Source organism: Micromonospora sp. WMMA1363 (genome assembly GCF_030345795.1).
Classification (GTDB): Bacteria; Actinomycetota; Actinomycetes; order Mycobacteriales; family Micromonosporaceae; genus Micromonospora.
The window spans coordinates 5564775-5577631 of sequence record NZ_JAUALB010000001.1 but is presented as its reverse complement, the minus strand read 5'-3'; the positions used below and the strand labels follow the sequence as shown (position 1 = coordinate 5577631).

General features: G+C 72.3%; 11 protein-coding genes. 4 read left to right on the top strand and 7 right to left on the bottom strand.

Going from position 1 to position 12857, the window contains the following annotated elements; genetic code table 11:
* Positions 1-15 precede the first annotated feature (15 nt).
* On the top strand, positions 16-2460 hold the full coding sequence (locus tag QTQ03_RS26105; RefSeq protein ID WP_289280368.1) for a low temperature requirement protein A: 2445 nt from the start codon (positions 16-18) through the stop codon (positions 2458-2460).
* An 88-nt stretch (positions 2461-2548) separates the two neighbouring features.
* Here the strand turns inward: QTQ03_RS26105 and arfB are convergent, their stop codons facing one another.
* The 5 genes from arfB to QTQ03_RS26080 form a co-directional block, all read right to left on the bottom strand.
* Positions 2549-2974, bottom strand: a complete 426-nt coding sequence (gene arfB / locus QTQ03_RS26100; RefSeq protein WP_289280367.1) for an alternative ribosome rescue aminoacyl-tRNA hydrolase ArfB — start codon at positions 2972-2974, stop codon at positions 2549-2551.
* A gap of 227 nt (positions 2975-3201) precedes the next feature.
* Positions 3202-4062: a S1C family serine protease gene (locus QTQ03_RS26095; protein ID WP_289280366.1), complete on the bottom strand. Its 861-nt coding sequence runs from the start codon at positions 4060-4062 to the stop codon at positions 3202-3204.
* 62 nt (positions 4063-4124) lie between these two features.
* Positions 4125-5084 carry a VWA domain-containing protein gene (locus tag QTQ03_RS26090; protein WP_289280365.1) on the bottom strand — a complete coding sequence of 320 codons (960 nt, stop codon included), beginning with the start codon at positions 5082-5084 and terminating at the stop codon, positions 4125-4127.
* Positions 5081-6097, bottom strand: a complete 1017-nt coding sequence (locus QTQ03_RS26085; protein WP_289280364.1) for a DUF58 domain-containing protein — start codon at positions 6095-6097, stop codon at positions 5081-5083. The genes QTQ03_RS26090 and QTQ03_RS26085 overlap by 4 nt, the downstream gene beginning before the upstream one ends.
* The gene (locus tag QTQ03_RS26080; protein ID WP_353890651.1) at positions 6094-7284 is read right to left on the bottom strand and encodes an AAA family ATPase; all 1191 of its coding nucleotides are present in this window, start codon (positions 7282-7284) and stop codon (positions 6094-6096) included. Before QTQ03_RS26080 ends, QTQ03_RS26085 begins: the two co-directional genes overlap by 4 nt.
* Positions 7285-7544: 260 nt before the next feature.
* Between QTQ03_RS26080 and QTQ03_RS26075 the strand changes: the two genes are divergently transcribed.
* Complete coding sequence (locus QTQ03_RS26075) at positions 7545-8489, top strand: endonuclease/exonuclease/phosphatase family protein (protein WP_289280991.1); 945 nt, start codon at positions 7545-7547, stop codon at positions 8487-8489.
* A 47-nt stretch (positions 8490-8536) separates the two neighbouring features.
* Here the strand turns inward: QTQ03_RS26075 and cimA are convergent, their stop codons facing one another.
* Positions 8537-10120 (bottom strand): citramalate synthase, encoded by a 1584-nt coding sequence (cimA, locus tag QTQ03_RS26070; RefSeq protein WP_289280363.1) that lies wholly within the window; start codon positions 10118-10120, stop codon positions 8537-8539.
* Positions 10121-10399: 279 nt separating this feature from the next.
* Between cimA and QTQ03_RS26065 the strand changes: the two genes are divergently transcribed.
* Both QTQ03_RS26065 and QTQ03_RS26060 read left to right on the top strand, forming a co-directional pair.
* Positions 10400-10867: a PRC-barrel domain-containing protein gene (locus tag QTQ03_RS26065; protein ID WP_289280362.1), complete on the top strand. Its 468-nt coding sequence runs from the start codon at positions 10400-10402 to the stop codon at positions 10865-10867.
* Positions 10868-10924: 57 nt separating this feature from the next.
* A complete protein-coding gene (locus QTQ03_RS26060) occupies positions 10925-11653 on the top strand; it encodes a tyrosine-protein phosphatase (RefSeq protein ID WP_289280361.1) in 729 nt (242 codons plus the stop codon).
* An 85-nt stretch (positions 11654-11738) separates the two neighbouring features.
* On the opposite strand, the gene QTQ03_RS26055 is transcribed toward QTQ03_RS26060, so the two are convergent.
* Positions 11739-12836 carry a branched-chain amino acid aminotransferase gene (locus QTQ03_RS26055; protein WP_289280360.1) on the bottom strand — a complete coding sequence of 366 codons (1098 nt, stop codon included), beginning with the start codon at positions 12834-12836 and terminating at the stop codon, positions 11739-11741.
* Between the last annotated feature and the right edge of the window lie 21 nt (positions 12837-12857).

Here is a 12857-nt window from a genome sequence, read left to right as displayed (position 1 = left end):
TGACACAGTGATCGGGTGAGGAATCCGGGGCCTGTCGCGCAGTTCGGGCGCATCCACCTGGCCGGCCGGGCGGACGGCGTCACCCGGCTGGAGCTCTTTCTGGACCTGGTCTTCGTCTACGCGTTCCTCAACGTCACCGGCGTCACCGCCGAGCAGTTCAACCTCGCCGGAGTGCCACGGGGCCTGTTGCTGCTGGTGCTGCTCTGGTGGTGCTGGGTGCAGTACGCGTGGCTGGGCAACGCCGTCCGACTGAACCGGGGTGTGCTGCCAACGGTGACCTTCGGCCTGGCCGCGACGTTGTACGTGATGGCGCTGACGGTGGGCGAGGCGTTCGAGGACCGGATCGGCGGGCTGCCCGGACCGCTGGTCTTCGCCGTGGGGTACGTCGTCGCCCGCGGCGGCCCGTTGCTCGTCGGTGCGCTGGCGCTGCGCCGCCAGCCCCAGATGCGCCAGCAATTCCGACAGATATGGCTGCCCGCCGTCGCCGGGATGATCCTGGTGCTGGCCGCCGCTCTGCTGCCGGGGCTCCCCGACGACCGGACGTTGCGCGGCTGGACCCGCTTCGGGCTCCTCGTGCTCGCCATCGTCATCGAGTACGGCGGCGTGTACGCCGCCGGGGTCGGCGCCTGGCGACTGCGGTCGATCCCGTACTGGGCCGAGCGGCACAGCCTGATCATCCTGATCGGGTTCGGCGAGACGATCATTTCGGTGGGGCTGAGCCAGGGCGCCGGGGTCGCCCAGCCGCTGACCTGGCCGGTGATCGCCGGGGTACTGGTGAGCGTGCTGCTGATCGGTCTGCTCTGGTGGACGTACTTCGACATCGCCCGGTTCGCGGCGGAACAGGCGCTGGAGCGGGTGTCCGGCGAGCGGCGGACCCGGCTGGGTCGGGACGCGTACAGCTACCTGCACCTGCCGATGATGGCCGGGCTGATCATGGTCTCCCTGGGGCTCAAGCATGCCCTGGCACAGTTGCGGATCCCGTCGGACCCGACGGTCCTCGGCCCGCTGGTGCTCTACGGCGGGGTGGCGCTGTACCTGGTTGGGCTCGTCGCCTTCGAGGTACGGACGCTGCGCCTGATCGGCCGTTCCCCCCTGCTCGGCGTCGCCCTGACGGTCGGCTTGCTGCCCCTCGTGGTCGGGCTCCCGGTGCTGGCGCAGCTCACCGCGCTGGTGGCCGCGGTGGGCACGATGGCGCTTTCCGACGCCACCGTGTTCCGGCACAAGCACCGGCAGCTACACGCCCACGTCGGCGCGCTGGGCGAGAAGGGCAGCGGCGTCACCCCGAAGGAGCTTTTCCTCGACCTGGTTTTCGTCTATGCCTTTCTCCAGGTGTCCGCCCTGATGGCCGATGACCCCACCCGGTCCGGTCTGCTGCGCGGGCTACTGGTACTCGCGGTGCTCTGGGCGGCCTGGGTCGCGTACGTCTGGCTGGCCGGCGTGGTGCGCTCGGAGTCGGCCGTGGTGCGGGCCGTGATGGTGACGGTGGTCGCGGTGACCGCGGTCATCGGCATCACCGTCCCGCAGGCCTTCGCGGACGCCGCCGGCGGGTTGTCCGGGCCAGCGGTCTTCGTGACCTGCTACGCGATAATCCGGCTGCTCCACCTCGGGGCCTTCTGGGTGGCCACCCATCGCCGGGGGGAGCTGGACCGGCGGGCCAACGTGACCTTCGCGGCGGCGCCCACGCTGGTGGCGTTGGCCCTACTCGCGGCGGCGGTTTTCGTGCCGCACCCGGTCGGTGACATCCGGCTGCTCTCGCCGCTGCGGGTGGCGTTGTGGGTGGCGGCGATCGCGATCGACCTCGGCGGCGCCCTGCTGGTCGGCTCCCACCGCTGGCGGATCTGGTCCGCCCGGCACTGGGCGGACCGGTTCAGCCTGATCATCATCATCGGCCTCGGCGAAGCGGTGATCGCGATCGGCGCCGCGATCGTCTACTCCCCCATCTCCATCAAGATCATCGTCGCGGTCGTGCTCGGCACGGCGCTGCTGGGTATCGTGTGGTGGCTCTACTTCGGATACGACGCCACGGTCGCCGAGCGGACGCTGGAGGCGCGACACGGGCCGGCGCGTACGACGCTGGCTCGGGACGCGTACGGCTACCTGCACCTGCCGATGATGGCCGGGATCGTGCTCCTCTCGCTCGGGTTGCACAAGACCATGGGGGCGCTCGGCGCGCAGCCGTTCTTCGTGACCAGCCCCCCACTCTCCCGGGTGGCACACGTCGCGCTCTTCGGCGGGGTACTCCTCTTCCTGATCGCGGGGGAGACGTTCTGGTGGCGGGTCACCGGTGGCGTGCGGCGGCGCCGAGTGATCCTCGCGCTCGTGGTGGCGGCGCTGACGCCGCTGGCCCTCAAGCTGCCGCCGCTACCGGCACTCGCCGCGCTGGTCGGCGCCGGCCTGTACCTGGTCGGTGTCGAGGTGGCCCGGGGCACCCGTCCCAGCCGCCCGTACGGCGGCATGTGAACCGCTCTGGGGCCGCGGCCGCGGCGCGACCGACACCGCGGATCCCGGGCCCGGAGTCGGTCCCACTTACCCGGTCGGTCGCCGCCGGTCAGTCGCCGTCGACCCGGCGGTCCCGCTTGCGCTGGGACTGCCGCTTCTTCTCGGCCAGGCGGCGCTCCTTTGCAGCGCGGGACGGTCGAGTCGGGCGGCGGGGCTTCGGCGGCGGAGCGACCGCCTCCCGCAACAGCACGACCATCCGGTCCCGGGCCGTCTCGCGGTTGGCGAGCTGGGCCCGGTGCTCGCTGGCGGTCACGGTCAGCACCCCGTCGACGAGCCGTCCGGCGAGACGCCCTAGTGCCCGCGCCCGCAGCGTGTCCGGAATCCCCGGCGAGGCGGCGACGTCGAAGCTCAGCTCCACCCGCGAGTCCGTGGTGTTGACCCCCTGACCTCCGGGGCCGGACGACCGGGAGAACCGTTCCCGCAGTTCGGCGTCGGGGACGACCCACCGGTCGGTGACCCGCAGCCCACCGTCCATGCCCTGAGGCTAGCGCCGCTCCCCCCGCCGCGCACGCGCGGTCTCCGGCCCGGGCGCCCCGAGTAGCCGCTCGCGCGGGCCCGCCGCACGCGACCACCGCCGACGCCGGCCCCACCGGACGTGACCATCGGAGCCAGCAGAAACCTCACCCTTCGGTGATGCGTGACGTCCACATCCCCGGTGGCGCACGGTCCGTGACGGCAGACCCCACCGCAGCCCGTGCGCGCTCAACCCCCCTTGCCGATGATGGTGTCGGCGGTCTGCTGGACCTGCTCGATCGGGATGGCGAAGCCGATGCCGATCGAGCCGTTGCCGTCGATCGTGGCGATCGCCGTATTCACGCCGACGACCTCGCCCCGGGCATTCACCAGCGGGCCGCCCGAGTTGCCGGGGTTGATCGACGCGTCGGTCTGGACGGCCGTGTGCCGGTTGTCGCCAAGGCGCACCTGCCGGTCCAGCGCGCTCACGATGCCCGCCGTGACCGTACCGGGGAGCCCCAGGGGCGAACCGACGGCGAGGACCGGCTCGCCGACCCGGGTCGAGCCCGGCTTCGCCAGCGGGAGCGCCGACAGGCCCGCCGACTGCGGGACCCGCAGCACCGCAAGGTCGCTGCGCGGCTCGCGGCCGACCACCTCCGCGGCGAACCGTCGCCCATCCGGCAGTTCCACCGTCACCGGCCCGCTCTGGCCCTTCGCCAGAATGTGGTCGTTGGTGATGATGTGCTGCTGATCGTCGACCGCGAACCCGGAGCCGGTCGCGGCGGCGCCTCTCGTCCCGTCCACCAGCACCGACACCACCCCGGGGACGGTCTTCTCCGCGGCCGTCACCAGTTCGGCGGGCACCGGTGCCGCCGAGGCCGCCGAGCCGGGTGCGCCGTCCCGGCTCGCGACGAGACCGCCGGCGAGCGCGCCGGAAGCGCTGGAAAGGGCGACCACCGCCAAACCGGCCAGCAACCGGCCGCGCCTGCGGCGCCCCGCCCCGGCCCGGCCGGACCCGGGTACCTCCCATCGGCCCCGCCCATCCGGGTCCAGCTCCGGCGAGACGAACCAGGGGCCGCGCGGCTCACCCAGCCCGGTCTGCACTGCCATGCGTACGCTCCTCACGTGTCGATGGGCCCCACCGTGACCGGCCCCGCACACCGGTGGCCGGGTCAGGGCAGGCGGGAGAACCAACGCATCGAGCCCGCCGCCGCGCCCAGCGCGAAGACCAGGCCGAGGCCGATGAACCGGGCCGAGACGTCCTGCCGCTCGGTGCGGTAACCCACCGAACTGCCGATGTCGTCGTAGACCGCGCGCAGCTGCTTGGCGCTGCCCGCCTCGTGGAACCGGCCGCCGGTCTCATGGGCGACCGCGTCGAGGGTCTGCCCGTCCACCGGCACCTGGATTGGCCGGCCGCCCCGTTCCACGTATCCGGTAGGGGTACCGAAGGCAATGGTGTGCACCGGCACCTTCATCGCCACCGCGTCGACCGCCGCCTCCATCGGATCCAGCCCCGAGGTGTTGGCTCCGTCGGAGAGCAGGACGATCCGAGCCGGCGGCGGATCCTTCGCCGCCGCACCGTCCAGCGCCTTCACGGCGCCGAGCGACGTGTTGATCGCCTCCCCGATCGCGGTGCCCTGCACCCCGGTCGCCCCCTCGACCAGCCGGTCGATGCCGTCGTGCAGTGCCTCCCGGTCGACGCCCGGCGGCACCAGCACCGCCGCGCTACCGGCGAACGCGACCAGACCGACGTTGAACTCGTCGGGCAGGCCGTCGACGAACCGTCGGGCCGATTCCTTCGCGGCGGTCAGCCGGTCCGGTTCCACATCCCTGGCGAGCATCGACGTGGAGACGTCCACCGCCACCATCACCGTGGCCCGTTCCCGAGGCACCCGCACCTCCGCCGTCGGCCGGGCGAAGCCGACCACCAGCAGCGCCAGCATGGCGAGGAACAACCCGGCCGGGACGTGCCGTCGCCACGCCGGCCGCTGCGGGGCGACCCGGTCGAGCAGCCGCAGGTTGGTGAAGCGCACCGCATACCGGCTGCGGCGGCGCTGCACCAGGACGTAGCCGGCGGCCAGCGCGAGCACACCGACCAGCAGCCAGAGGCGGGTGGGTGAGAGCCAGGTCACGCCGCACCTCCCCGGGCCAGCCCAGGCGGCACGGTGGCCAGCCGGCGCTGCCGGTGCACGTGACGGACGATGTCTGTGGTCCAGTCCCGATCGGTCCGCAGCGGCAGGTGCGCCGCTCCGCCGCGACGCAGCGCCTGGCGAACCTGGTCACGCTGGGCAGCCGCGGCGTCCGCGTACCGCTCGCGCAGCCGCGGGTCGCCGGTCCAGATCTCCCGCCGCCGCCCGCTTTCCGGGTCCACCAGGGTGACCAGGCCGACATCCGGCAACTCCCACTCCCGCGGATCGGTCACCTCCACGGCGAGGACCTGGTGCCGGACGGCGAGCCGGCGCAGGGTCCGCTCCCAGGGCGCCACCCGCGTCGGATCGTCGGGCAGGCCGTCGAGGAAGTCCGAGACCACCACCACCAGTCCACGCCGGGTGGCGACCCGGTGCACGGCCGCCAGCGCCTCGGCCAGGTCGGGCGACGCGAGCGGGGCGGTGTCCTCGTCGTACCCACCGGAGCGCGGCGCCGCGAGCAATGCCCGGAGCAGCCCCAACAGGTGGGTACGCCCGGTGCCCGGCGGGAAGCGACGCAGTCCGGTCGGGGTGAGCACCTGCGCACCGAGACGGTTGCCGGCGCCGGCGGTGAGGAAGCCGACCGCCGCGACGGCGGCCACGGAGAGTTCACGCTTGTCCAGCTCGGCCGTCCCGTACTCCATGCTGGCGCTGGCGTCGACCAACAGCCACGTGGTCAGTTCCCGATCGGCGTCGACCTCGCGGACGTGTGGCACCGCCGTCCGGGCGGTGACCGCCCAGTCCATCCGACGGACCTCGTCCTCGCCCGGGCGGTATTCCCGGCTGCCGGCCGGCTCGCTGCCCGGTCCGGGCAGCAGCCCCTGGTGCTGCCCGTGCAGCAGTCCGTCCAGCCGCCGGGTCACCGCCAGCTCCAGCCGTCGCAGGCGCCGGTCCCCGGCGAGGTCGGCCAGTCCGGGAGCCGCGGGTACGGTCGCCGCGCCGCGTCCCCACCACTTCATGTCGCCGCCGGCCTCGGGTCGACGCCGGCAGGAGAGCCCACAACACGCCCGGTTATTCGCTTGCCCCGCTCGCTCCTGTCGCCGTTGGATCCCGGTGCCTGGTCCGGCTGGCCGGAGGCGACGCGGGGCGGTGGTACGGCGTCGACCAGCCGCCTCACCACCGACTCGGCCGACACCCCGTCGGCGACCGCGTCGAAGGACAGGACCAGCCGGTGGGCCAGCACCTCCACCGCCAGTTCGCGGATGTCCTCGGGGAGCACGTACTCCCGTCCGCGCAGCAGCGCCAAACCCCGGGCTGCGGCGACCAGGCCGAGCGTGGCGCGCGGGCTCGCGCCGTAGGCGAGCTGCGGGGCGACGTCGGGCAACCCGAACCGGCCGGGATCGCGGGTGGCGAGGATGAGCCGCACCACATACTCGGCGAGGGCGTGGTGCACGAAGACCCGGGCCGCGCGGCCCTGGAGGTCGAGCAACCGCTGCGGGTCCAGCACCCGGCGGGGCGTGGGCCGGTCGGTGCTCATCCGGTAGAGGATCGCCAGCTCATCAGCGTCGGTCGGGTAGTCGACGACGACCTTCATCAGGAACCGGTCACGCTGCGCCTCGGGCAGTTGGTAGACGCCCTCCGACTCGATCGGGTTCTGGGTGGCCAGCACCAGGAACGGCGCCGGGACGTCCCAGCTCCGCCCACCGATGGAGACCTGCCGCTCGGCCATGGCCTCCAACAGCGCGGACTGCACCTTCGCCGGAGCCCGGTTGATCTCGTCGGCGAGCACCAGGTTGGCCATGATCGGACCTAGCTCGATGTCGAAGGTCTCCCGGGACGCCCGGTAGATGCGGGTGCCGACGATGTCCGACGGGACCAGGTCGGGGGTGAACTGGATGCGGGAGAAACTGCCGCCGACCACCGTGGCGAGCGTCTGCGCGGCGAGCGTCTTGGCGACGCCAGGCACTCCCTCCAACAGGCAGTGGCCGTCGGCGAGGAGTGCGGTGAGCAGGCGCTCGACGAGCAGGTCCTGTCCGACGATCACGTGCCTGACCTCGGCGAGGGTCTGCTGCAGCTCGGTGCCGGTCGCGTCGGGATCGACCGGGGTGGGCACGCTGGCCAGGGTGTCCGAGATGTCCGTCACGGTGCTTGCTTCCCGTGCCGGCCACCGCACAAACGTCGGAATTACCGCCCCGAGCAGGCCGATTCCGCCCGATGACCCGCCGGAGCGGGACAACCCGCCCAGGCCGTCTGGAGCGGGTCCGACGAACTCGTGGACGACCCGACAGACGCTCGACCCCGCCAACAGCGCGTGGACCGCCAGGGCACCGACGTCGCCCTCGGCGAGAGCGGCCTTCGCCGCCGCCCGTTCCCTGGCGGTCACCGGGGCCGGAGGTTCGCTCGGGTCCGGACTAGACTGCTGGCGTGCGTGGGACAGGTGGGGACGGCACGGCGCGGGTCGTGACCGTGGCCTGCTGGCTGACCGTCGTGCCGGGCGCCGGCTGGGCATCGGTGCGCCTACTCGGCCTGGACCGGGGGCCGTTCGTGCAGCTGCTGGCCTTCACCCCGTACGTCGCGGCGGTGAGCGTGCTGCCCCTGGTGCTGGCGCTCGCGCTACGGCGGCGCTGGCCCGCGGTGGTCGCGGCGGTGACGACCGTCGCGCTGGTGACCGTGGTGGCGCCCCGGGCGGTCGGCTCGACCCCGCCCGCCGCCGACGGCCCGGCGGTCCGGCTGCTGACCGCCAACCTGCTGGCCGGCACCGCCGATCCGCGGGCGCTGGTCGACCTGGTCCGCCGGCAGTCGGTGGACGTGCTCGCCGTGCAGGAGTTCACGCCGGAGATCGGGGCGGAGCTGGACCGGCTGGGCCTCGACCAGCTGCTGCCGCACCGGGAACTGCACCCGACGGAGGGGACCCTCGGCTCCGGCCTGTACGCGCGATTTCCGATCAGCGCGGGCGGCGTCCGGCACAATCGCGGCGGTTGGGGCTTCGACCAGGCATACGGGACCCTCGCGGTGCCCGGCGCACCGCCGGTCCGGGTCGAGTCGGCGCACCCCGCCGCCCCGTACGCGCTGGACCAGGTCGACGCCTGGCACACGGACCTGGCGGCGCAACCACCCGCGGCCCCGGACGGGCCGCTGGGCATCCTCGCCGGAGATTTCAACGCCACTTTGGACCACGCCCCGCTGCGCGCCCTGCTGGCCACGGGCTACGTGGACGCGGCCGACGCGGCCGGGGCCGGGGCCGGGCTCACGGGTACGTGGGGTCCGTACGACGGTGACCCGATCCCGCCGGTAACCATCGACCACGTGCTGGTGGACCGGCGGATAGCCGTCCGCGCCGTCTCCGTGTATCCGGTCCGCGGCAGCGACCATCGTGCGGTGCTCGCCCACCTCCGCCTACCAGCGGGGTAGCACCTCCCTCCTACCAGCGGGGTAGGAGGGAGGTGCCCCAACGCAGCTCACGCCCACGTCCGATCCAGCCCGTACGTCAGGGCGTCGACGAGCGCGTGCCAGCTCGCCTCCACGACGTTGGGGTGCACCCCCACCGTGGTCCAGTCGCGGTTGGCGCCGTCGGACGTCTTCACCAGCACCCGGGTCACCGCACCGGTGCCGTGGCTGCCCTCCAGGATCCGTACCTTGTAGTCGGCCAGCTCGAAGGTGCGCAGCTCCGGGTAGTGCCGTGCCAGGCCGACCCGCAGCGCCTCGTCGAGCGCGTTGACCGGGCCGTTCCCCTCCGCCGTGGCGATGACACGCTCCCCGCGTACCCTGATCTTGACTGTAGCCTCGGAGACCACCGCGCCGTCCTCCCGGTGCTCGACCAGGACCCGGTACGACTCCAACGCGAACGGCCGCGCCGGTGCCGCGTCCGACAGCTCGGAGCGGACCAACAGCTCGAAGGAGGCGTCCGCGGCCTCGAATGACCAGCCGCCGGCCTCCAGCTCCTTGACCCGCTTGGTGACCCTGGTCAGGGTCTCCGGATGGCCGGCCAGATCCAGGCCAAGCTCTCGGCTCTTGAGCTCGACGCTGGCCCGGCCGGCCATCTCGGTGACGAGGATCCGCATGTCGTTGCCCACCACCGGTGGGTCCACGTGGTTGTAGAGCAGCGGATCCACCTTGATCGCGCTCGCGTGCAGCCCGGCCTTGTGGGCGAAGGCTGCGGCCCCGACGTAGGCCTGGTGGGTGTCGGGGGCGATGTTGGCGATCTCGGCGATGGCGTGGGAGACCCGCACCATCTGCCCCAGGCAGCCCTCCGGTAGGACCGGCAGCCCGAGCTTGAGCTGAAGGTTCGCCACGACGGCGAAGAGATCCGCGTTGCCGGGACGCTCCCCGTATCCGTTGGCGGTGCCCTGGACGTGCCGCACGCCCGCCTCAACGGCGGCGATGGTGTTGGCCACCGCGCAGGCGGTGTCGTTCTGGCAGTGGATGCCGAGTCGTTCGGGGGCCACGTTGAGCCGGTGGGTGAGGTCGGCGATCGCGGTGGTGACGTGGGAGGGAAGCATGCCGCCGTTGGTGTCGCAGAGCACGAACCGCTCGGCGCCGGCGGCAAGCGCGGTCTCCACGACCGCCGCGGTGTACGCCGGGTCGTACCGGAAGCCGTCGAAGAAGTGCTCACCGTCAACGAACACCCGCCGCCCCTGGGCCACCAGGTGAGCCACGGTGTCGTGGATCATCTCGAGGTTCTCGCCGGCGGTGGTGCGCAGGGCCCGCTGTACGTGCCGCAGGTCGGCCTTGGCTACCAGGGCGATCGCCGGCGTCTGGGCGTCGAGCAGGCCGCGTACCTGCGGGTCGTCTGCGACCCCCACCCCGGCGCGGCGAGTGGCGCCGAACGCGACCAGCACCGCGTGTCTCAGGTCGAGTTCGGCGCGCGCCCGCTCGAAGAACTCGGTGTCCTTCGGCACCGCGCCCGGCCAGCCGCCCTCGATGAAGCCGACGCCGAACTCGTCGAGCAGCCGGGCCACCGCGAGCTTGTCGACCACCGAGTAGCTGAGCCCCTCGCGCTGCGCGCCGTCGCGCAAGGTCGTGTCATAGACCTGGAACGTCATGGGAGGGTCCTTTCTCAACCAACAAAAAGACCCCCCGCGGGATGCGGGAGGTCTGCGCGCTCGGCGGAGGGGGCCGGCGCGCTAGGTGTCGATAATCAGGGAGGTGCTGGTCACGGTCGACACTCTGCCACCCCACGCCAGTTTTGGGAGGAGTAACCCACATATCGGGACGGTGGTGGAGGACCGGCGGTGCGGACAGGTGTAGCGATCTCGACACGGGGTAGGACATGGGGTGGACAGGCACCAACCCCCGACCAGTCGAAGAGGAGATGAAACGCCATGGAGCGGCTCGACCCTCAGCCGACCCACGGGACACCGGACCCGCTCGTCGCCGGTGGGCAGGACACCTTCCCGGGCGGCGCGTCCGGCGGCACCTTCGACCCATGGCGCTACCGGGACGACGCCGGGGTGACCGGCGCGGACCTGGTGGGCTACAAGGTCGAGGCGAGTGACGGCAGCATCGGCAAGGTGGACCAGGCCAGCCACGAGGTCAACTCCAGCTACCTCGTGGTGGACACCGGTCCATGGGTCTTCGGCAAGAAGGTCATGATCCCTGCCGGCACCGTCAACCACGTCGACCACGGCGAACGGAAGGTCTTCGTCGACCGGAACAAGGACCAGATCAAGGCCGCGCCCGAGTTCGACGAGACCGCCGACACCGACCCGGCCTACCGGGACAAGCTCGGTGGCTACTACGGCGACACGTACTCGGCCATCCCGCCGGGCACCGCAGGAACCGTCAGGTAGCGGCGGTCTCGTCGACGGCCGGTGGGGCATCGCCCCACCGGCCGCTACGGTGTCAGGGTGGACGCCATCGAGGTCACCCGTTTCTCGACCCTGTTCAACTTCCGCGACGTCGGTGGGCCGGCCGGCCACGACGGCCGCACCGTCCGCCGGGGTCGGCTCTTCCGCTCCGACTCACCGCACCGCCTGGACGGGCCCGACCGGGAGACGTTCGCCGCCCTCGGGGTGCGGACGGTGCTCGACCTGCGCCGCCCGTACGAGGTGGAGCGCGACGGCCGGATCCCCGACCTAAACGGTCTGACCTGGCGGCACGTCCACCCTGAGCACGCCGAGTGGAGCGACGACCCCTACCAGTCCGACACCGACCTGGCCCGCTACCTCGCCGACCGGTACGCCGACCTGGCCACCACCGGCACCGCCGGGCTGGGTACGGCGCTCGGGCTGATCGCCGACTCAGCCAACGCGCCGGTGGTGGTGCACTGCGTCGCCGGCAAGGACCGCACCGGCATCGTCTGCGGCCTCACCCTCGCCGTGCTGGGCGTCTCCGACACCGACATCGCCGCCGACTACGCCCTGAGCACCGAGGCCGGCGAACGCTTCATGGCGTGGTTCGCGTCGACCGGGAAGCAGATGCGGCCCGGCTTACCGCCACTCACCTGCCCCGAGGAAGCCATGCTCCTGTTCCTCGCCGAACTGCGCACGGCCTACGGCTCGGTCGAGGGCTACCTGCGCCACTCCGGTGTCACGGACGCACAGCTCAGCGCGCTGCGCGATCACCTGCTGGAGTAGCCAGAAGCGGTGCCGGGCGGGACCGCGACGGGCGAGCGGGGCGCGCTGTCCCACGCCTGCCGTGGAACAGCGGGCCCGCCGTGCATCAGAGCACCCGATGGACCCAGTTGTGCGGGTCCGCGGCTTTGCCCCGCTGGAGGTCGACCAGTTGCTGGCGCAGGGCCATCGTGACCCGGCCCGGTTCGCCACCGCCGACGAGGAACTCGCCGTCGGATGAGCGCACCGCGCCGATCGGGGTGACGACGGCAGCGGTGCCGCAGGCGAAGACCTCGCGCAGCCGGCCGGTCGCCGCATCGGCCTGCCAGTCGGCGAACGTGACCGGCCGCTCCTCCACCCGGTGCCCGGCATCAGCAGCCAGGGTGAGCACCGACTCCCGGGTGATGCCGGGCAGAATGGTGCCGGTCAGCGGCGGGGTGACCACCGTGTCGTCGTCGTACACGAAGAACACGTTCATGCCGCCCAGCTCGTCGACGAACCGGCGCTCCACGGCGTCGAGGAAGACGACCTGGTCGCAGCCGTGCGAGATCGCCTCCGCCTGCGCGACCAGCGAGGCGGCGTAGTTACCGCCGCACTTCGCCGCGCCGGTACCACCTGGGGCCGCACGGGTGTAGTCCGGGGAAACCCAGACGGTCACCGGCTTGACGCCTCCGGAAAAGTATGCCCCGACCGGGGACGCGATCACCGCGTACAGGTACTCGTTGGCGGGACGGACCCCGAGGAACACCTCGCTGGCGAACATGAACGGCCGCAGGTAGAGGCTGCCGTCCTCGCCCTCCGGGATCCACTCACGGTCAATCTTGATGAGCCGGTGCAGGGAGTCGACGAAGGTCTCCTCCGGCAGCGCAGGCATCGCCAGCCGCCGGCCGGACGCGACGAACCGGGCGGCGTTGGCGTACGGGCGGAACATCGTCACGCCGCCGTCGGCGCCGCGGTACGCCTTCATCCCCTCGAAGATCTCCTGCGCATAGTGCAGGACCGCGGCGGCCGGATCCATCGGGATCGGCGCCCGCGCCTCGACCCGGGCGTCGTACCAGCCCTTGCCGTCGGCGTAACGAATGGTGACCATGTGGTCGGTGAAGACGCGCCCGAAGCCGGGGTTGGCCAGCAGGGCTGCCCGATCGGCGGCGGATACCGGCGCGGGATTCGGACGGATCTCGAAGTCGAGCTTGTCACCACCGCTCATCGCGCTGACCTTCCTAGGCAA